General features: G+C 74.8%; 17 protein-coding genes. 5 read left to right on the top strand and 12 right to left on the bottom strand.

Annotated elements, in window-relative coordinates; genetic code table 11:
• Positions 1-278: 278 nt before the first annotated feature.
• The gene (locus tag AB0F13_RS05665) at positions 279-521 is read right to left on the bottom strand and encodes a hypothetical protein (RefSeq protein WP_362075635.1); all 243 of its coding nucleotides are present in this window, start codon (positions 519-521) and stop codon (positions 279-281) included.
• Between the two features lie 133 nt (positions 522-654).
• Here AB0F13_RS05665 and AB0F13_RS05660 point away from each other — a divergent pair, with 133 nt between their 5' ends.
• Together AB0F13_RS05660 and AB0F13_RS05655 are read left to right on the top strand one after the other, a co-directional pair.
• On the top strand, positions 655-1,179 hold the full coding sequence (locus AB0F13_RS05660) for a GNAT family N-acetyltransferase (protein WP_362075632.1): 525 nt from the start codon (positions 655-657) through the stop codon (positions 1,177-1,179).
• A gap of 510 nt (positions 1,180-1,689) precedes the next feature.
• A complete protein-coding gene (locus tag AB0F13_RS05655; RefSeq protein WP_362075629.1) occupies positions 1,690-3,234 on the top strand; it encodes a hypothetical protein in 1,545 nt (514 codons plus the stop codon).
• A 12-nt stretch (positions 3,235-3,246) separates the two neighbouring features.
• On the opposite strand, the gene AB0F13_RS05650 is transcribed toward AB0F13_RS05655, so the two are convergent.
• Positions 3,247-4,251, bottom strand: a complete 1,005-nt coding sequence (locus AB0F13_RS05650; RefSeq protein WP_362075626.1) for an MBL fold metallo-hydrolase — start codon at positions 4,249-4,251, stop codon at positions 3,247-3,249.
• Positions 4,252-4,344: 93 nt separating this feature from the next.
• Positions 4,345-5,553 carry a pyridoxal phosphate-dependent aminotransferase gene (locus tag AB0F13_RS05645; RefSeq protein WP_362075623.1) on the bottom strand — a complete coding sequence of 403 codons (1,209 nt, stop codon included), beginning with the start codon at positions 5,551-5,553 and terminating at the stop codon, positions 4,345-4,347.
• A 189-nt stretch (positions 5,554-5,742) separates the two neighbouring features.
• On the opposite strand from AB0F13_RS05645, the gene AB0F13_RS05640 reads away from it, so the two are divergent.
• A complete protein-coding gene (locus AB0F13_RS05640) occupies positions 5,743-6,582 on the top strand; it encodes a class I SAM-dependent methyltransferase (protein WP_362075620.1) in 840 nt (279 codons plus the stop codon).
• Positions 6,583-6,633: 51 nt separating this feature from the next.
• Entirely contained in the window at positions 6,634-6,984 is a 351-nt protein-coding gene (locus AB0F13_RS05635) for a VOC family protein (protein ID WP_362075618.1), read from the top strand.
• Positions 6,985-6,994: 10 nt separating this feature from the next.
• On the opposite strand, the gene AB0F13_RS05630 is transcribed toward AB0F13_RS05635, so the two are convergent.
• From AB0F13_RS05630 to AB0F13_RS05620, 3 genes are read right to left on the bottom strand one after another with little or no spacing between them, the layout of a single operon-like run.
• Positions 6,995-8,872 (bottom strand): DUF5107 domain-containing protein, encoded by a 1,878-nt coding sequence (locus AB0F13_RS05630; RefSeq protein WP_362075615.1) that lies wholly within the window; start codon positions 8,870-8,872, stop codon positions 6,995-6,997.
• A gap of 46 nt (positions 8,873-8,918) precedes the next feature.
• Entirely contained in the window at positions 8,919-10,439 is a 1,521-nt protein-coding gene (locus AB0F13_RS05625) for a CoA transferase (RefSeq protein WP_362075612.1), read from the bottom strand.
• Positions 10,436-11,827: a hypothetical protein gene (locus AB0F13_RS05620; protein WP_362076068.1), complete on the bottom strand. Its 1,392-nt coding sequence runs from the start codon at positions 11,825-11,827 to the stop codon at positions 10,436-10,438. Before AB0F13_RS05620 ends, AB0F13_RS05625 begins: the two co-directional genes overlap by 4 nt.
• A 167-nt stretch (positions 11,828-11,994) precedes the next feature.
• Between AB0F13_RS05620 and AB0F13_RS05615 the strand changes: the two genes are divergently transcribed.
• Complete coding sequence (locus tag AB0F13_RS05615; RefSeq protein ID WP_362075609.1) at positions 11,995-12,786, top strand: HAD hydrolase-like protein; 792 nt, start codon at positions 11,995-11,997, stop codon at positions 12,784-12,786.
• Between the two features lie 130 nt (positions 12,787-12,916).
• Here AB0F13_RS05615 and AB0F13_RS05610 read toward each other — a convergent pair whose 3' ends face one another.
• From AB0F13_RS05610 to dhbC, 6 genes are all read right to left on the bottom strand, one after another.
• Positions 12,917-14,098 (bottom strand): serine hydrolase domain-containing protein, encoded by a 1,182-nt coding sequence (locus tag AB0F13_RS05610; RefSeq protein ID WP_362075606.1) that lies wholly within the window; start codon positions 14,096-14,098, stop codon positions 12,917-12,919.
• Between the two features lie 192 nt (positions 14,099-14,290).
• Positions 14,291-15,958 carry an AMP-binding protein gene (locus tag AB0F13_RS05605; RefSeq protein WP_362075604.1) on the bottom strand — a complete coding sequence of 556 codons (1,668 nt, stop codon included), beginning with the start codon at positions 15,956-15,958 and terminating at the stop codon, positions 14,291-14,293.
• On the bottom strand, positions 15,955-16,185 hold the full coding sequence (locus tag AB0F13_RS05600; RefSeq protein WP_362075601.1) for a phosphopantetheine-binding protein: 231 nt from the start codon (positions 16,183-16,185) through the stop codon (positions 15,955-15,957). The genes AB0F13_RS05605 and AB0F13_RS05600 overlap by 4 nt, the downstream gene beginning before the upstream one ends.
• 5 nt (positions 16,186-16,190) lie before the next feature.
• The gene (locus AB0F13_RS05595) at positions 16,191-16,823 is read right to left on the bottom strand and encodes an isochorismatase family protein (protein WP_362075598.1); all 633 of its coding nucleotides are present in this window, start codon (positions 16,821-16,823) and stop codon (positions 16,191-16,193) included.
• Between the two features lie 18 nt (positions 16,824-16,841).
• Positions 16,842-18,506: a (2,3-dihydroxybenzoyl)adenylate synthase gene (locus tag AB0F13_RS05590; RefSeq protein ID WP_362075595.1), complete on the bottom strand. Its 1,665-nt coding sequence runs from the start codon at positions 18,504-18,506 to the stop codon at positions 16,842-16,844.
• 17 nt (positions 18,507-18,523) lie between these two features.
• Positions 18,524-19,738, bottom strand: a complete 1,215-nt coding sequence (gene dhbC, locus AB0F13_RS05585) for an isochorismate synthase DhbC (RefSeq protein ID WP_362075592.1) — start codon at positions 19,736-19,738, stop codon at positions 18,524-18,526.
• Between the last annotated feature and the right edge of the window lie 118 nt (positions 19,739-19,856).

The following is a 19,856-nucleotide window of genomic DNA, read 5'->3' as shown; positions in this document are numbered from 1 at the left end:
TTTTTTGTCCCGCGCTTCCCCTGGGCCGGCCGCAAAAGGTACTGCGATCGGGGCCGCGGGCCGTGATTCGTCCAGCGGGGGGCGATCAAGCGGAATCCGCGCTGCCGCAACGGTCCCGCCGGAATTTGCGGTCGCCCACGTGCCTCGCACTGCCGGCGCCGGAGCCCGCGGTGCATCGCTTCCGCACCGACCGGCTCCTGTCCCTCCGCCACCGGCGGGCTCGGCTCCCGCGGCCACAGCAGGAACGGCCGGCTCTGCTCGCCGCCCAGCCCGCCCCCTCATGGGGGAGGCGGCTCCTCGCCGCGCGCCTGGTCCAGGGTGGTGTCCAGGGCCGAGTCGTACGCGCCGCTCCCCCGGCAGTGCGGGCACTGGCCCGCGCGGTGGACGGTCTCGGTCGGCCCCTTGAACGGGTCGGTGCCCGGGCAGTAGGCCAGCGCGTGCGTGAGGAATCCGGAGCCGTGGCACCACGGGCACGCCCTGACCTGCGGCTCAGGTTCGGGCGGGGACTTGTGTTCACTCACCGGGACCGACCAGCCCTTGCGCGCGATGACCGTTGGCGTGTCAAAGCGTAGACCCCTCGCGGACGTTCCGGCCGGGATGACCGGATCATGCGCCCGGGGTGGCTTCCGTGCGGTGGGTGGGCAGGATGGCGGCATGACCTGCCTCCGCACGCCCCGACTGACGCTGCGCCGCTGGCGCGAGGACGACATCGCCCCCATGGCGGCCATCAACGCCGATCCGGAGGTGATGCGCTGGATCGGGGACGGGTCGGTGTGCGACCGGCGGCAGACCGAGGACCGGATCGCCTCGTGGGAGCGGGAGTGGGAGGAGCGCGGCGTGGGGCTGTTCGCCGTGGAGTGCCGGCACAGCCGCCGACTGGCCGGGTTCGCGGGGCTGTCCGAGCCCGCGTTCCTGCCCGAGATCCTGCCGGCCGTGGAGATCGGCTGGCGGCTCGGGCGGCCGTTCTGGGGGCAGGGGCTGGCCACCGAGGCGGCACGGGCGGTGCTGGACTTCGCTCTGCGGGACCGCGGCCTGGCCAGAGTCGTCAGCGTGCACGCCGTCGGCAACACCGCCGCCGAGGGGGTCGTGCGCAAGCTGGGCATGCGCCGGGAGCGCGAGACGACGCACCCGGCGTACGGGGTGCCATTGCGTGTGCATGTGCTCGAGGCGCGCTCCTGACGTTCCGGACGCGCCCGTTCCTCCCCACCAGCTGATCTCCATGACTCCGGCGTCCGGGTCCCGACCGATCCGCTCTTCGTGCGGCACCTGACCGCCTGCGCCACCGCAGGGGTGCCGTGCCGCCGCCCGAGGCCGCCGTCGCGGACGTCGAGCCGGTGTCGCATCTGCGCGCCGGCCATCTGCACCTGCCCTCGCCGGCCCGTCCGCCCCCCGGCACCGGCCTGGTCGTGCCGCGCGGCGCAGCCGGTGCCGTCCGCGGACCGCGCAGGCCGGCGGCCGAGCGGTGTCGCCTCCCGCGGCGATTCACGCCTGCTGCCGCGGCTGCGCGAGCAGGCCGCGCCGAAGCGGCCGACGCAGGCGCGGACGCGGACGCGGCTGGAGGAGCAACGGGGGAGCGTGCTCGTGCTGTCCCAGCCGATGCCCGCCGGGCGCGTCCCGGTGATGCCGGCCTGCCTGCTCGCGCGCGTGCCCGCGCCCCGCTTCACGCGCGGGGGCCTTCCGTAGCGCGTGGTGGGGCCGAGGACGGGCAGCCGCGCCCCGCTTCACGCGCGGGGGACCTTCCCGCATGCCCTGGCGTGGGCGGCCACCTACGAGCCGACCGCCACCCGGCTGTTCGCCCGGCCGTGGGAGGGCGTGGCGGCGGCCGTGGCCCTTACCCTGGCGGTGGGCGCGGTGCCGGCGCTGCGGCGGTGGCTGCGCCGAGCGCCCGTTGCGGCGCTCACCTGTTCGGCCGTGCCGCAGGTGCCGCCACCTGTGCGAGCGACCAGCGTGGACCTCACCGTGCCGCAATCCTCAGGAGGGCTCATGGCGGTCGTACCGACCCGCACCGGCGGGCAGCTGTTCGCCGCGGGGCTGAGCCTTCAGGGGCAGGTGCCGGGCATCCTGCGGGACGCGCGGGGCAGGAGGGTCACCGCCGTCGCGGCGGGCGGCTATCACAGCCTGGCGGTGTGCGAGGAGGGGCGGCTGCTGGCCGCCGGGCTCGACGACGAGGAGCAGGTGTCGGGCATCCTCGCGGCGGCGCGCGGCGAGGCGGTGGCCGCCGTGGCCGCCGGCGGTTTCCACAGCCTGGCCGTCACCCGCGACGGCCGGCTGCTGGCCGCGGGCAAGGACCACAACCAGCAGGTCTCGGGCATCCGTGCGGCCGCCGGGGACGGGAAGGTCACCGCCATGGCGGCCGGTTCCGTGCACAGCCTGGCGGTGGCCGACGACGGGGGGCTCCTCGCCGCCGGCCACGACGGCGACCGTCAGGTGTCGGGCATCGTGGCGGCGGCCAGGGGCGAGCAGGTCGCCTCGGTCGCCGCCGGTGACTTCCACAGCCTGGCCGTCACCCGCGACGGCCGGCTGCTGGCGGCCGGCCGGGACGAGGACCGGCAGGTCTCCGGCATCCTGGCGGCGGCCGAGGGCACGAAGGTCGTCGCCGTCTCCGCCGCCGCCCTGCAGAGCCTGGCGCTGACCGACGACGGCCGGCTGCTGGCCGCGGGCCGGGACGGCAACCACCAGGTCTCCGGCATCGTCAGGGCCGCGCAGGGCCGCAGGATCGCCGCGATCGCCGCGGGCGATCTGCACAGCCTGGCGGTGACGTGGGACGGTGCGCTGCTCGGCGCCGGCAAGGACGGGGACGCCCAGGTGTCGGGCATCCTCGCGGAGGTGAAGGGCCGCCAGGTCACCCTGGTGGCCGCCGGCGGCTTCCACAGCCTGGCGGTGGCCGCACCGGACGGGCCCAAGGGCCGGGCGGTCCGCGTGGACTTCGCCGCCCGGGGCCCGGCCGGGTCCCTCACCCTGCAGTTCCTCCGGCAGCAGGACGGGCTCGACGTCCGTCCGGAATCCGGCGGTCCCGCCCAGGACTTCGCCATCAGGGAGGGCGTGCCCGTGCAGCTCGTCGTGCGGCGGAGCGGTGCGGGCGGCGGGGAGGCGCTGGGCAACGGCTCGGTGTACTTCACCTTCGACGAGCCGACCGGCGTCGTCGGCGTCGACACCCGGGCCAGCCGCTTCCCCTCGTACCTGACCTGCACCGGCCACGGCGCCAACCGCTTCACCTTCACCTGGAGCGCGTAGCGGCGGCCCCCCTCACAGGGCCGTCAGCACCCGCGACGCCCCCACGGGCAGGTCCCACAGGTCCTCGCGCGGCCGCCCCGCCACCTCCCAGGCCGCCCGCACCCGGCGCAGGGGCTCCATCGGCGGCTCGGCGGAGAGCAGGAAGGTCGACCAGTGCATCGCGGCCATCGCCCGGGCCCCGAGGTCCTGGCAGGCGCGTACGGCCTCCTCGGGGTCGGTGTGCACCGGTCCCAGCATCCAGCGCGGGTCGTAGGCGCCGATGGGCAGCAGTGCCACGTCGATGCCGGGATAGCGCCCGCCGATCCGCTCGAACCAGAAGCCGTACCCGGTGTCCCCCGCGAAGTACACGCGCCGCCCGCCCGGCGCGGTGAGCACCCAGCCGCCCCACAGCGAGCGGCAGGTGTCGATGAGGGTGCGCTTGCTCCAGTGGTGGGCCGGGACGAAGTCGAAGCGTACGGGCCCGGCGGGGCCGGGCAGCTCCACGGCCTCCCACCAGTCGAGTTCGGTGACGCGGGTGAAGCGGCGGCGGCGCGCCCAGGAGGCCAGGCCGGCCGGCAGCAGCAGGTGGGTGTCGCGGGGCAGCCGCTTGAGGGTGGGCAGGTCGAGGTGGTCGTAATGGTTGTGACTGATGACGACGGCGTCGATCCTCGGCAGGTCCTCCCAGGGCACCCCGACCGGTGTGACCCGGGCCGGGGTGCCCAGGATCCTGCGGGACCAGACCGGGTCGGTCAGGACCGTGAGCCCGCCGACGCGCAGCACCCAGCTGGCGTGCCCGGCCCACGTCAGGGCGAGCGAACCGGCGTCGACGGACGGCAGCGGGCCCGGCTCGTAGGGCAGGTCGGGGATCTCCAGGAGCGCCTGCGCGCACGGGCGCAGCCGGCCCTCGCGGGCGAGGCGGGCCATGGCGCGGACGCCCGGCAGCGGCGCGGTCAGGCGGTCGGCGAACGACCGGGGCCAGGAGCGGACCTCGCCGAGGGGACGCGGCTCCGCGAGGGGACGCTCGGTCTGTTCGGTCATCTGGGGCTCCATTCGTGGGGAACCGGAACCTGGGCGGTGCTGCGGGCCGGCCCGCGCGCCGGCGCCGGGGGATGCCCACCGGTCGACGGTAGATCAGATACCGGCGAGTTCACTGAACGCCGATCCAAAAGTGGACAACGCCTCCGCGACATCCGGCTCCGCCGCCGGGTCGGTGGCCTCCAGGGCGCGTCGGATCCGGTCGTCGCAGGCGCCGAGCAGCGGCGGCGTGGACAGCCGGACGCGCAGGGCGTCGGGGGCGTCGCCGAAGCGGTGCCCGCCGGGCACGGGGTGGCCGAGCACCGCGCTGAGGTAGCCCTCCAGTTCGACGGAGTCGGTGATGCGGCGGGCGGCGAGGGCGTCGCGCAGCTCGCCGAGGTCGGCGTAGAGGTGGGGGCCGGTCTGTGGTGGCCGGCAGAGCACTCCGGCGGCGTCCAGCCGCTCGCGGGCCGCGGCGCCCAGGGCCCCGTAGAGCCGCGCGGTGGCGGCGACGCGTTCGCGTACGGGCCCGGGTTCGGCCAGCGCCCAGCGGGCGGCCTCGGCCACGGGGGGCGGCAGTTCGGCCCGTACGGCCGTCAGGACCGAGCCGGCCCGGGCGCGCAGGGCGGGCCCGGCGCCGCCGACGGGGAAACGGGCCACGGCCGCGGGCCAGGCGGCGGGGGTGAGGGGGCCGGAGAGGTCGGTGAGGACGACGACGCGGTCGGGGTACATCTCGGCGGGCCCGACGAAGACGGTGGCGTGCGGGTCGTGCAGGACGTCGCGCCAGGTCTCGTCGCTGATGACGGTCAGCTCCTCGGCGGCCGCGGCCTCGCAGACCTCGTGCAGGATCTCCGGCGGTGCGACGGTGCCGGTGGTGTCGTCGGCGACGGACAGCACGAGGAAGCGCGGCCGCCCGCCCTCCGCGCGGATCCGCCCCACGGTCTCCAGCAGCGCGAACGGGTCGGGCACGCCGCCGCACTCGGCCGGTACGGGCACGTGGTAGGCGAGCCGCCCGGCGAGGCGGGCGAGCGGCCCGTACCAGGCGGCGCAGGGCCGCGTCAGCAGGACCTCGCCGCCCGCCGAGGCGAACAGGGCCAGCAGCAGGGGCTGGGCGCCGGGGGCCGCGACGACGTGCTCGGGCGCGGTGGGCAGCCCGCGGCGGGCCCAGTAGGCGCAGGCCGCGGTGCGCAGCTCCGGGCCGCCGCCGACGGGCTCCGGTTCGGAGCGACCCGCCGCTTCCGCCAGCCGCGCGGCGAGCTCCGGCAGGACTGGCAGTCCGCGCTCGGGCGCCGGGAGGGCGGGGGGTGCCGGAGAGCCCTGCTGCATCCGTACCTCCGTACCTCACCCGGCCGCTCACCCGGTCTCCCGTCCACCTTGGCAGATCGTGGGGTGCGCGGCGGTCCGACACGGGCGGGCGGGTGACGGCCCGTCCCGCATTGCAAGACACCACTCTCGCCATGCGAGATGGGCGCGTACGGTGAAAGTGTCACTGCAGGAGCAGCGAAGGGACCGCCGATGGCCGAGGAACGGAACATACGGAAAGGGCCGGACCAGGGGGGAGCCGTCTACATCCACGGCCACCACGAGTCGGTGCTGCGCTCCCACGGCAGGCGCACGGCCGCCGACTCCGCCGCCTATCTGCTGCCCGAGCTGAGGCCGCAGCACCGGATCCTCGACATCGGCTGCGGCCCCGGCAGCATCACCGCCGATCTGGCGGCCCTGGTCCCGCGGGGCGAGGTGACCGGCCTGGACGCGGCCGCGGGAATCCTGGAGCAGGCCCGCGCGGCCGTCCGCGAACGCGGCCTGGACAACGTCCGCTTCGCCACCGGCGACGTGCGCGCCCTGGACTTCCCCGACGGCTCCTTCGACGTCGTGCACGCCCACCAGGTGCTCCAGTACCTCGACGACCCGGTGGCGGCACTGCGCGAGATGCGCCGGGTGTGCCGGCCCGGCGGGGTCGTCGCCGTCCGCGACGTGGTCTACACGGCCATGACCTGGTACCCGCGCGTCCCCGGCCTGGACGCCTGGCAGCGCCTTTACGTACGGGTCGCCCGTGCCGGGGGCGGGGAGCCGGACGCCGGGAGCCGGCTGTTGTCCTGGGCCCGGCAGGCGGGCCTGAGCGACGTCACCGCCACCGTGGGCACCTGGTGCTACGCGGACGCGGAGAAACGCGCCTGGTGGAGCGGGCTGTGGGCGGACCGCACGACCTCCTCCGCCTTCGCCGCGCGCGCGGTGGACGGCGGCCACACGGACCGGGCGGGGCTGGAGGCGATAGCGCGGGCGTGGCACGAGTGGGGGCGTCACGAGGACGGGTGGTTCGCCGTACTGAACGGCGAACTCCTCTGCCGGGTCTGATCCTCCGCGACCGCCCACCCGTGCCGGTGCCCGCCAACTAGCCTTGCTTCCATGAACATTCTGGGGACTTCGCTACGGGTGTGCGTCGCCGATCTGGAAGCGGCGATCGCGGTGTACGAACGGCTGACCGGGGCCGAGGCGCTGCGCTTCCGGCGCGGAGGGGTCTCGGTCGCGGCCGTCGGCTGCTTCTTCCTGATGAGCGGACCGGAAGCGGAGCTGTCCGTCCTGCGCAGGATCACGGCGACCGTCGCCGTCACGGACGTCGACGAGGCGCTCGCCGACCTGCAGGCGGTGGGCGCCGACATCATCGCGGGCCCGGTGCCGACGCCGATCGGCCGGAACCTGGTGGCGCGCCATCCGGACGGTTCGGTCTTCGAGTACGTCGACCGAAGGGGCGGCTGACGGGGCCCGGTCACCGGGGAAAGTCCTCGCCCTCGCAGAGATCCGCCACTTCGAAGCCCTCGTCGAACACCGCACGGGCCGCCGCCTCGTCCCCCTGGGCGAGCAGGACCCGGGCGTGGAGGAGCCGGAAGCGACCGCGGGCACGGGTCGCCGGGTGCAGGCCGGCCAGCACGGCGGCCGCGTCGTCGGCCCGGCCCGCGTCCAGCAGCGCGGTGACCGCCTCGCGCGCCAGTGCGGCCGCGGCCGCGCGCGAGACCCCGGCGTCGGCCGCCCCGGCCACGGCGGCGGCATAGCGGTCGGCGGCCCGCTCCGGGTGGCCGTCCACGAGGTCGGCGGCGGCGAGGGCGCGCAGCGCGGGCCAGGCCAGGCCGTGCCGGAGGGCGCCCTCCCAGCTGCGGACGGCCTGCGAGCGGTCGCCTGCGTGCCACTGGGCGACGCCCAGGTGGTAGGCGGTGTACGGGCCGGGTTCGGAAGCCTCCAGCAGTTCCCGCCAGGGCGGGGAGACCAGGGAGGGGCCGGGCTCCGGGCCGTCCTCGTCGAAGGCGCCGGTGCGCAAAAGCTCCAGCCAGGGCCACTGTTGGTCCCCCAGCGCCGCCGCGGGGAAGGGCGTACCGGGCAGGTCGAATCCGCCGCGTTCGACCTCCAGGGCACCCCAGCCGGAGCCGGTGGCCAGCGACTCCTTGGGTTCGTGGTCGGCGCACGGGCGCCAGGCGGCGTACGCGGCGTCCACCGTGGCCCGCGGCAGCGCCGCTTCGAGCCGGCCGGCGACCTCCGCGCGCGCCGCCTGCCAGTCGGGTCCGTGTACGTGGCCGGGGTCGGCGGCGAGCGGGCCGTACGCCTCCAGCCAGGCGAACTCGCCGCCCGCCTCCAGCCGTACGTGCTCCAGCTGCGTGCGCGCGAGCCCCGCCTGGATCTCGGCGTAGCCGCCCGTGCCCGGCTCGGTGAGCCACTGCTGCCAGCGCCTGCCGGACTCCCCCGCGCCCCACAGGAAGAGCTTGCGGCCGCGCAGGAGGTCCGTTGAGGTCTGGACCAGGCCCCGGCCGTCCTCGTCCAGCGCGGCGATCCAGCGCCGTTCGCCGTCGGGGAGGTCGTAGAAGTAGTCGGCAGGACGCTCCGCGCCCGCCGGGTACGTCCGGTCGGCTCCCTCCCGGTGCGGGACGGGCACGCGGCGCAGCGAGCGCTCGTAGCCGAAGTGCCAGGCGTGCCCCGCCGGGGCGAGGACACGGGTGCCCGCAGCCTCGGGGACGGCGGTGTTGGACCACCAGTAGACGGGCGCGGGGCGGTCGTGCGGGTTGCGTACACGCACCCCGGCATGGAGGAAGTCGGAGCCCTCGGGCAGCCAGAGGTCGACCTGGAACGGCAGGTCGCGCAGCCGTTCCCACTCCCACAGGCGCAGCATCTCGCCGCCGTCGGGGGCAGGCACACGGGCGGCGTGCAGCGGGGCGACGGAGAGGGTGCTGTGGCCGGTCGCGCCGATGTTCCACTCGATGCCGCCGGAGAACCAGGCACCGTTGAGGGCGAAGCCCGCGGGCTGCAGAACGGGGTTGGTGTACAGCAGCGAGCGCCCGGTCGGCTTGTGGACGAGGGAGTGCACACGGCCGCCGAGCGAGGGCAGGACGGTGGCGCGCAGCCGGTCGTTCTCGATGACGATCGCGTCGATGTCGGTGGGGACGCGCTCACGGCCGTAGTCGTCGCGGCGACGCACGGGCAACAGGGAACGCAGGGGCGCGTACCGCATCTGCCGGGCCATGTCGGGGGGAAGGCTGCGTTCGACGGCGCGCAGACCACTGTGGACATCACGCGGCGCAGTGAGCGGCGGCAGCGGATTCTCGGGCCCCAAAGGCGCAGCAGGCAGGGTCAGAACGGCTCGTCGGACGGTTGTGGCCACGGCAACCTCGGCTTCTCGTACGGGCCGCCGTGTGCCCGGCGTCCCCTCATGGTGTGAATCGGTTCCCCGCGCGGCTGACCTGGACGCTTCCCGGCCCGGGGTTTGCGGAGAAGGGGCCGAAAACAGGCGCGGCGCCCCGGAAACCGGCGGCCCCGCCCCACACGGGCGCGTCCGCACCCCAACGCCCCGGCGAACGGGCCCAGTCACGGGGCCCACCCTCGTACGCCACGGGTGACAACGCGTACCGCAACAACCCCAGGGGACCTTCTCTTTCACTCAGCCACGGACCAGGTTCGTACTCCTCGCGCTCCCCCGTCCCCTCACCCTCGTCACGCCCCACATCACGCGCCAGCCACGCCGCCGTCTGGGCGAGCGCGAGCCGCGCCAGGTGCGTACCACCCGCCGTGCGCTGATCAGTGACGGCACGCAGAACGGCGGCGGCCAGCAGATAACCGGTGCCGTGGTCCAGGGCCTGTGCGGGCAGCACACCAGGGCCGCCACCGGGTCCGGCCTCCGTCGCGGCGATGCCGCAGGCGGCCTGCACCAGGCTGTCGAAGCCGCGCCGGCCGCCCCACGGCCCGTACGTGCCCCAGGCGCTCAACTGGCCGATGACCAGGCCGGGCCGGCGCTCGGCCAGGGCCATGGGCGACAGGCCGTGCCGGTCCAGGGCGCCCGGCCGGTAGCCGGTCACGACGACGTCGGCGGTGGCGAGCAGCGACTCGAACGTGGCGCGGTCGGAGGATCGTGCGAGGTCGAGCACGGCGGAACGCTTGCCGAAGCCGGTGTCGGCGTGGGTGTCCCGGCTCTCCGGCAGGGACGGGGAGTCGACGCGCAGCACGTCCGCGCCGAGCAGGGCGAGCGTGCGCGTGGCGACGGGCCCGGCGAGGACCCGGGTCAGGTCGAGGACGCGCAGCCCCTCGGCGGGCAGCCGGCCGGACCCGCCGTCCAGCTTGCGCACGGGCGCTTCCGCGATGCGTTCGAGGCTGAGCAGGGGGCGCTGGGCGACGGCGGCACCCTGCGGGTGGACGGTCCACTCGTGCGGGGTGCGCACGGCGACGGCGAGCCCGCCCGCCGCGTGGACCTCCTCCTCCACCTGGGCCGCTTCGCGCGTGGCGAGGAGACCGGCGACGCGGGCGGCGAGGGCCTCGTCGCCGGCCGTGTCCGACGACGGCAGGCCGAGCGCGGCCAGGAGGCGGGCGCGGTGGTGCGGGTAGTTGGCGTGGGTGCGCAGCCAGCCGTCGGCGGTGCGCCAGAAGCGGGACAGCGGCGCGAAGGTGGCGGCCGCCCGGCCGTCGACGCGCAGGTGGCGTTCGCTGACGAACGCGGCCGCCACGGCACCGTCGTCGACGCGTACGGCCGGCAGCGAGCCGCCGCCGCGCCGCGCGGTGGACAGTTCGGCCGCGGCCAGCGCGCAGACGGCGACGGTCGACCGGGCCATCTCCCGTACGGGCAGGCGCGCCTGGAGCGCCCCGCCCGGCCCGCCGGTGTCGACGGCCGCCGTGAGGGCGGGGTCCCCGCCGAGCAGCGCCCAGGCACGGTCCGTCGCGTCGGTCGATCGCTTGATCATTCCCCGAGTGTGGCACTGAGTGCCATCTGCTGGGAAGAGGGCCCGCGCGCCAGCACCGGACCGGCCACCAGGGCGCGCCGGATGCCGGGGGGCGCGGAGGCCAGCCCGGTGATCAACTGCTCGTCGCCGAGGAGGACCTGGACGATCTGCCCGCTGTAGCGCTCCACGGATTCCTTCTGGAACCCCAGGAGCGGCCAGCCCCAGACGGAGGCCAGGCAGACGCCGTTCCTGACGGTGTAGGGGTCCGAGGGGTGGGTGCACTCGACGATGGGCTCGACGGCCGTGCGATTGGTGGCGCAGCCGCCGACGAGGTCGACGACGACCGTGCCGGGGCGCAGCACGGACCCGAGGTCGTCCTCGGTGACGATGTAGGTCCTGCCGCGGAACTGCGGCGGCTGCTCGACCCCGTTGATGATGAGGTCGCTGGACTGCAGGTAGCGGCGCACGAAAGGTCTGGCGGTGGCCCGCCTGGTGAGGATGTCGACGGTGGCGACGCCGCGCCGGACGCACTCGTCGAGGGCGCCGAAGGCGACGTTGCCGTAGCCGAGGATGGCGGTCCTGACGCCGGCGGGGCCGGCGATGTGCCTGTTTCGTTCGAGCGCGAGGTTGATGCCGAAGAGGGCGCCGGCCCGGCCGGTCTCGTGCAGGCAGTGGATCCTTCTCCTGCCGTACGCCTTGAGGGGCCGGGCGGCCCGGTGCTCCTCCACGCGGGACGCCGGGATGCCGGCGGCGATCTCCGCCAGCTCCTCGAAACCGACGGTGAGGGCGGTCGGGTCCGCGTGCCGCGGGGGCCGCGCCTGGAGCACCTGGAGCGAGCGCGGACAGCACCGGGCGGCGTACTGCACCGCCCCGAAGGCATCCGCGGAGAAACCGACGAAGGCGAGGGAGCGGGCGTCGACCGCGTGCAGCGCGGAGTTCGGGTCGGTACAGCTGTCGAATATCTGCTCCATTGCCAGCCGACTGCGGATGTACGTATCCGCGAGGAGCTCCGGGCTTTCGCGGATCAATTCCATCGCTATGACATTCACCGCGCTCCGGTTGGCGACGGCCACCCTTTTTGGTATCGACTGCACATGGGCCATGCAAAGCAGGCTGGACCCGGGATCCATATGCGCCAGGTCGTGATGCGCCGGCCCTTTGAGCTTGATCACCAGATCCTTCGACCGATAGAGGTCGCCCCGCGATTCGATCGTCGCCCCGGCGGCGATGTAGGCGGCGTCGGGATACCCTGTGGCCGCCCCGGCCGCACGCTCCACGGCCACCGCACAACCGTGCCTGACCAGTGCTTTCACGCCGTCCGGCGTCAGTGCGACCCGGACCTCAGAGCCGCAGGGATTCTCCGGTGATTCATGCTCCGCCGCGAGCCCTATTCGCCGGAACGGTCGCATCGTCCTTGCCGGGTCAAAGCCTGCAGTCATTTCGAGGCTCCTTCCGTGCGGCACCGCCGGCCGACCGGGAAGGCGGCCGGCCGATCTCAGGATGGCAGGGCTCGTGGCTTTGTGCCCGTCGGGTTAGGATCGATTCCCGATCTCCATCGTATGAGCGGGAGACGGCTGTGGACTCTCAGGTTCGGGCACTGTTGATCGACATCAATGGGACGGTCTTCGATCATGGCATCGCCATCGAAGGCGCACCGGAGGCGGTCAATCATCTACGGGACCGTGGCTATGCGCTGCGTTTTCTGACGAATACCGAATCCAAGACGGTCGGGGAGACGCTGGAGAGCCTGCTCGCCTGCGGCCTGGACATCGAGCCGGAGGAGCTCTTCACCCCCGTCGTCGCCGCGCGGACGCTGCTGGCGCAGCACCCGGCCGCACGCGTCTTGTCGCTGATGTCCGACGACCTGCGGAGATCGTTGCACCCGGAACACCCACACCACCCAGAGGACGCCGGGCACACGCATGTGGTGGTCGGCGACTGTCAGGAGGTATTGGACTACCCCCTGCTGAACCGGGCCTTCCGCGCGGTCCGCGCGGGTGCGGAGCTCATCGCCCTGCAGCGCGGGGCGCTCTACCGTACCCCGGACGGCGCGGAGTTCATCGACACCGGGGCGATCGTCGCCGCCCTGGAGTACGGCACGGGCTGTTCCGCCCGGCTGCTGGGCAAGCCCTCCAGCGAGTATTTCGGCCTCGCCGCGACGTCGACGGGCTTCGCCCCGCGACAGACAGCGGTCATCGGCGACGACGCCACCACGGACAATGCCGGCGGCAACAGCATCGGCGCGACCACGATCCAGGTCCGCACCGGCAAGTACGCCGGCCAGGCCGCCGCGGGCCTCGCCGTGGGAGCCGCGCACACGGTCGACTCGATCGCGGACGTGCCGGGCCTGCTGGGCTCCCTGCCCTGACGACCGGGGCTCCGCCCCGTACCCCGGTCCACACCCAGCCCGTCCGGCGCTTGAGGACACGGCACACCCAGCCCGTCCGGCGCTTGAGGACAAGAATCGGGAAGGGGCGGGTAGGGGAAGGAATCCCGCCCTAGCCCAGGCACCCCCGCACCGCGGCGACCAGCCGCTCGGCCCGGTCGTCGCCCAGGCCCACCATTCGGCTGGTGACGAACGCGAAGCCCACCCCGAACTCGTCGTCACCGAAGGCCGTGTTGCCGCCCGCCCCGTCGTGCCCGAAGCTCCGCGGGCCGAGCGCGCTCCAGGCCGGCGGGGCGTCGATGTGGAAGCCGCTGCCCCAACGCCCGCCGAAATCCATCCCGTCCGGCCAGGAGGGACCCGAGGTCTGCTCCCGGACGGCTTCGGTCACCGTTTCCCGCGTGAGCAGCCGGGGCAGCCCGTGCAGGCCGGTGGCGGCCGCCGCGTACGCGCCCGCCAGGCCCCGGGCGGTGGAGACCGCGTTGCCGGCGGGCACCTCGGCGGCCAGGAAGGCGGGAGTGCCGTAGCCGTGCGTACTGTCGGCACCGGGGAATTCGAGCGCGCCGTTCATGGTGAGGGCGCGCACGAGCAGGTGCTCGGGGCCGGGCATCGGCACCGGGTCCGTGGGTTCCTCCAGCGGCGCCAGGCGGGCGAATTCGGCGGCCGGCAGCCCGATCCAGGTGTCCAGGCCCAGCGGGTCGCCGAGGAGTTCCCGGAAGTAGGCGCCGGGCGTGCTGCCGGTGACGCGCCGGATCACCTCTCCGGCCAGCCAGCCGAAGGTGAGCCCGTGGTACGCGTGGGCGCTGCCCGGCTCCCACAGTGGGGCCTGCTTCTCCAGCGTCTCGACCACGGGGGTCCAGGCGAGCACGTCCTCGAAGGTCAACGCCGCGTCCACCACGGGCAGTCCGGCCCGGTGCGTCAGGACATGACGGACGGTCACGTCTTCCTTGCCGGCGGCCGCGAACTCCGGCCAGTACCGGGCGACGGGTGCGTCCAGGTCGACGCGTCCCTCCTGGACGAGGTGGTGGACCAAGAGGCTGGTGATGCCCTTCGCGCAGGAGAAGACCAGGGCGGCCGTCTCCGGCTCCCACGCCCGCCCGGTGCGGACGTCGGCGGTACCACCCCACAGGTCGACCACCGGCTCGCCGTCCACGTACAGTGCGACGGCCCCGCCGCCCCGTCCGTCCTCGGGGAGGACGGCGGCGAACGCGTCCGCCACCGCCCCGAAGCCCTCGCCGGCCCACCCGCCGATCCGCATGATCCGCGCCCACCCTCGTTCGTTGTCGTCTACGGTCAAACCCGGGCCACACCATCACAGTGCGCGCGGGCGCGGCCAGTGAATTTCCGCCGGGGCGGGCGGTTACGGCACGGCGACCGCCACCGCCTCCGCGTATCCCGGCCCGGGCCGCTCGTCACGCGGGGACGTGCGGCGATCCGCCGCCCGGCCGCCAGGGTCCGGGGCCGGGCAGCGGATCGCGGCCGGGCACCCTCAGGCGCACCGGCCCCGCTCCCCCGGGAACCCGGGAGCGTCCGGCCCGGCCTCGGCGGCGGCATCCGCCGAGGCCGGAGTCCCATGGGCGACCGCGCCCAGATCGCCGGGCCGGTCCCCGCCCGCCGGGGCGCACGCAGCGGCTCGGCCCGCGTGCTCGACGGTGCCGGCCTCGCTCCATCGGGCCAGGTCGCCCGTGGGGTACATGCGCGCGCCAGGCGGGCCGAACGGGTCGGCCACGCACCACTCGGCGAGGGCCTGCCGGTCACCGGCGACGTACAGCTCGCCGGTGACGCCGGGGGGACAGGGCTGCCCCGCGGTGTCGAGGACGTACAGCCGGGTGTTCCAGACGGGCCGCCCGATCGGTACGGCTGTCCCGGGCGCGCCCGGTTCGCACAGGTGGTGGGCTACGTCGCCGACCGCTCCGGCCGGGCGGTAGAGGTGGTGGAGTTCGGTGCCCGGCAGCAGCCGGTGGAAGAGGTCCGCCGTCCCGCGCGGCAGGTCCTCCCCGCCGCACAGGACCCGGCGCAGCCCGGTGCGGTGCGCTGCCCGGGCCTCGCGCAGGAACAGGGCGAGCGCGGACGGCGTGAAGTGGGCGGTGCTCACACCGTGTTCGCGGATCGTACGGGCCAGGGCCGCCGGGTCGCGGTGCGCGTCGGGTCCGGCGAGGACCAGGGTGGCTCCCTCGCGAAGCGGCCAGAGCATCTCCCACACCGACGCGTCGAGGGCGGCGCCGGTCCTGTGCAGCACCCGTTCCCCGGGCGCGAGCCGGTAGCGGTCCTGCAGCCAGCGCAGCCGGCCGTCGACAGCGGAGTGGGGGACCTCGACGGCTGTGGGGCGGCCGGTGGGGTCCGGGGTGTGGATGACGTGCGCGGGGTGCTGGGGGGTGAGCGCGCGGCCCGGGTCGGTGGGCAGGTGCCGGGCGAGCGGGGCCGTCAGCGCGGGGTCGTCCACCACCACGACCGGGGGCGTGGCCCCCTCGAACGCCGCCCGCGCGGCAGTGTCGGTCAGGACGCACACCGGCGCGGTGTCCCTCAGCAGCCGGCCGAGGCGGGCGCGGGGGGCTCCGGGGTCCGCCAGGACGTACGCGCCGCCCGCCTTGAGGACGGCGAGCAGTGCCACGACCAGCTCGGGGGAGCGTGGCAGCGCAAGGGCCGCCCGTGTGCCGGGGCGCAGGCCCAGTCCGGCGAGGTGGCGGGCGAGCCGGTTGGCACGGGCGCTCAGCTGCGCGTACGTCAGGCCGATCTCGCCCGCGATCAGTGCGACGGCGTCCGGCGTGCGTGCCGCCTGGGCCTCGACGGGGCCGATGAGGGTCGTCGGGGGCAGGGTGACCGCGGTGTCGTTGAACTCGGTCAGGACGCGCTCGCGCTCCTCGTCCGTGGCGAGGCCGAGGGCGGACAGCGGCCGATGGGGGTCGCTGCCGGCGATGCGGGTGAGCAGGTCCAGGAAGCGCCGCTGGTGGGCGGCGACCGCGGCGTCGTCGTAGAGGACCGGGTCCAGGTCGCCGTGGATGTCGAGGTACTCGGCGGTGTTGAGAGCGGGGCTGCCCGGGTCGAGGGCCTGGGCGTTCCACATGCCCGACTGAGCGGCCGTCAGCGGCAGGCCCCGCGGCGCCGGGCGCCGGGAGGGGGTGCCGCTGACGGGCCGGTTCAGTGCGGTCGAGGTCATGCCAGGGCCCCCAGCAGGGGTGCCCACTGCTCGATGGCCGGTTGCTCGGCGAGGTCGACGAAGGTGACCTCGGTGCCGTGGTCGCGGCGCCAGCGCTCGACGAGGGTCATGATGCGGACGGAGTCGAGCCCGTAGTCGACGAGGTTCTCGTCGTCGGGGATGTCGGCGGGGTCCTCGCCCAGTACGTCGGCGACGTCGGCACGGATCTGTTCGAGAGTGAGTGCCATGGGGGTCACTTCCCTTCGAGGACGCGGTCGGTGGTGGTGACGACCGCGCACTTGGCTGCTGCCCAGCGCAGCGCCGTGGCGTGGTCCTCGGCGGAGAAGTCGGCGACGGCGTCGGCGACGAGGAAGGGCTGGATGTCGCGCATCCAGGCGTCGCAGGCGCTCATCATCACACCGATGTGGGCGTAGACGCCGACGATGATCAGTTGGTCGCGGCCCTGTGCCGCCATGCGCCCGGCGAGGTCGGTGCGGACGAACGCGCTGTACTTCCACTTCGTCAGGACCGTGTCGCCCTCGTCCGGGGCGACGGCGTCGGCGATGGCCCGGGCCCGGGCGTCGGCGGGCAGGCCGGGGCCCCAGAAGTCCTGCTGGAGGCCGCGCTCGGCGGCGCTCTGGCCGCCGGGCTGGGCGGAGTAGACGACCGGGATGCCGAGCCGGGCGCAGTCCTTCTTCAGCCGCCCGGTGTTGGCCAGCAGTTCGGTGACGGGCGAGGCGCCGGCGGTGAAGGCGTCCAGGAAGTAGTTCTGCAGGTCGTGCACGAGCAGCACGGCACGGGCGGGGTCGGCCGTCCAGCCGACCTTGTTCGCGGGCAGGTCGGCCGCGGTGGGCATGGGGTAGGGGGCGATGGCGGGGAGCGCCATGGTGGTGGGGGCCTTTCTCTAAAGCTGTGGGGCGCCGGCGCGGAGCCGGGCGGCGATGGCGGCGCGGAGGTCCTTCTTGGAGACCTTCCCGATGCCGGTCTGTGGGAAGGCGTCGACGAACTCGACGCGGTCGGGGACCTTGAAGGCGGCGAGCCCGCGTTCGCGGACGAACTTCTTGACGGCGACGGACTTCACCGGCGGCGCGCCCTCGCGCAGCACGACATAGGCGCAGGTGCGTTCGCCCAGGTAGTCGTCGGGCATCGAGACGACGGCGACGTCGTGGACGCAGGGGTGGGCGAGGATGTGGTTCTCGATCTCCTCGGCGGCGACCTTCTCGCCGCCCCGGTTGATCTGGTCCTTCGCCCGGCCCTCGACCACGAGGTGGCCGGTCGCGGTGAGCCGTACGACGTCGCCGGTGCGGTAGAAGCCGTCGGCGGTGAAGGACACCGCGTTGTGCTCGGGCGCCCGCCAGTAGCCGCGGATGGTGTAGGGGCCGCGGGTGAGGAGGTGTCCGGTCGCACCGGCGGGCAGGTCGTTGTCCTCGTCGTCCACGACGCGGATCTCGTCGTCGGGCGAGATGGGGCGGCCCTGGGTGGTGACGACGGTCTCCTCGGGGTCGTCGAGCCGGGTGTAGTTCACCAGGCCCTCCGCCATGCCGAAAACCTGCTGCAGCGTGCAGCCGAGGGCCGGCCGCACCCGGCGGGCGGCCTCCTCGCTGAACTTCGCGCCGCCCACCAGGAGGACCTCCAGGCTGGAGAGGTCGTACTCCCCCGCCGTCGCGGCCTCGGTCCATACCAGGGCCAGCGGCGGTACGAGGCCGGTGAGGGTGACGCGTTCGCGCTCGATGAGCGGGAACGCGACGTCCGGGCTCGGGCGCGGGGCCAGGACGACGCGGGCGCCGGCGTAGAGGGCGCCGAGGGTGCCGGGCGAGCTGAGGGGGAAGTTGTGGGCGGCGGGCAGCGCGCACAGGTAGACGCTGTTCTCGTCGACGCCGCAGATCTCGTTGGAGCCCCACAGCGAGTACAGGTAGTCGTCGTGGGTGCGCGGGATGAGCTTGGGCACGCCGGTGGAGCCGCCGGAGAGCTGGAGGAAGGCCAGCTCGTGCGGCCGGGGCGCGTTCTCGACGGTGACGGGGCCGGCCGCGCGGACCTCGCTGAGGGCGGTGTGCCCGCCGGGCTCGCCGGCGACCAGCACGTGCTTGAGCGTGGGGACCTCGGCGCGGACCCGGTCCGCCAGCGCCCGGTAGTCGTAGCCCTCGGCGACGTCGGCGATGACGTAGGCGGTGGCCTCGGTGAAGGAGCAGAAGTGGCCGATCTCGGTCTCGCGGTGCGCGGGCAGGGCGAAGACCGGGAGGGCGCCGATGCGGAACAGGGCGAAGACGACCTCGAAGAACTCGGCGATGTTGGGGAGTTGGACGACGACGCGGTCACCCTTGCCGATGCCCCGGGCGAGCAGGCCCGCGGCCAGCCGGTCGGCGCGTTCGTCGAGTTCGCCGTACGTCCAGCGCCGCCCCTCGCCGGCGGGGTCCACGATCGCGACCCGGCCGGGGTGTGCGGCGGCCCTCTCGCGCAGCATCTGCCCGAACGTCTCGCCGCGCCAGTAGCCCGCGGCACGGTAGCGCTCGGCGAACTCCGCCGGGTAGCCCGGGGCGTCCTGCTCCGCGCCCGCGTCGGACGGTGTCACCGTCCGGTTGAACCGTGTCACTGGTCGACCCCCACTGCCTGCAGGAACGTCTGGAACTTCGCGCCGGTCTCGGCGGTCTCGGCCTCCGGCGAGGACCGGTCGACGACGCCCGCGCCCGCGAAGAGCCGCAGCGTGCGCTCCTCGGCCTCGGCGCAGCGGATGGTGACGACCCATTCGCCGTCACCGCTCGCATCGCCCCATCCCACCATTCCGGTGTAGGCGCCCCGGTCGAAGGGTTCGAGTTGGTCGATGACGCGGCGGGCGGTGGCGGTGGGGGTGCCGCACACGGCCGGGGTGGGGTGCAGGGCCAGGGCCAGCTCCAGGGCGGAGACGCCCGGGTCGGCCGGTTCGCCGGTGACGGTCGTGGACAGGTGCCACATGGCTGCGGTGCGTACGAGCGTGGGGCGTGCGGGTACGTCGAGGGTGCGGCAGTAGGGGGCGAGGGCCTCGCGGACGGCGTCCACGACGACGGCGTGCTCGTGCAGGTCCTTCTCCGACTCCAGGAGCGCGGCCGCCCGCCGTACGTCCTCGGCGAGGTCGGCGCTGCGGGGCGTGGAGCCGGCGAGCGGGTTGGCGACGAGGCGTGCGCCGCGTCTGGAGAGCAGCAGTTCGGGGCTGGCGCCGAGGAGGGTGCGGCCGGGGCCGGAGGGCAGGGCGAAGGTGTAGCCGGCCGGGTCGCGGCGGGCCAGGCGCTGCAGCAGTCCGGGCAGGTCGAGGTCGCGGGAGGAGCGCAGTTCGAGGGTGCGGGCGAGCACGACCTTGCTGAGGTCGCCGCGCTTCATGCGGCGTACGGCCTCGGCGACGGCGCTGCCGTAGACGGCGGGCCCGGGGACGGGCCGGATGTCCCAGTCGGCGGCGGCGGGCGCGGCGGCGGGCAGGGCGATGAGCGGGTCCTCGGCCAGCGGCGGCGCCCAGCGGACGGCCTCCGGCACGGCGAGCGCGGCGGGGGCGGTGTGGTCGAAGGGCACGGCCCCGACGACGACCGGCGCGGGGTTGCCGGCGAGCAGCTCGGCTTCGAGGGTCTCGGCCACGCGGCGGGCGAGGGGGGCGTCGCCGTGCGGTACCCCGGCCCGTACGCCGTGGGCCAGGAGGGTGCGGGTGGGTGAGGCGAAGAAGCGGGCGCGGCCGGGTTCGTAGGCGTCGAGCAGCGAGGTCGCCGCGCCGACGGTGTCGCCCCGTGCGGGGGCGCCGGGCTCGCTCGGCCGGTCGGCGACGTGGTGAGCGGTGGTCACCTGCTGCTCCGTTCCCCCGGTGGATCGCACCGGGTGTGGGTGTGAAGTGGTGGCGTGGGCGGCCCGCCATCTGCCGTGAGGTGGCGTTCGGGCGGTCCGCCCGGAGGCTCCCCGCCTG

Source organism: Streptomyces sp. NPDC026206, from assembly GCF_040638465.1.
Taxonomy (GTDB): Bacteria; Actinomycetota; Actinomycetes; order Streptomycetales; family Streptomycetaceae; genus Streptomyces.
Note: the sequence above shows the minus strand (reverse complement) of the source record. Positions and strands in the feature narration are given on the sequence as shown.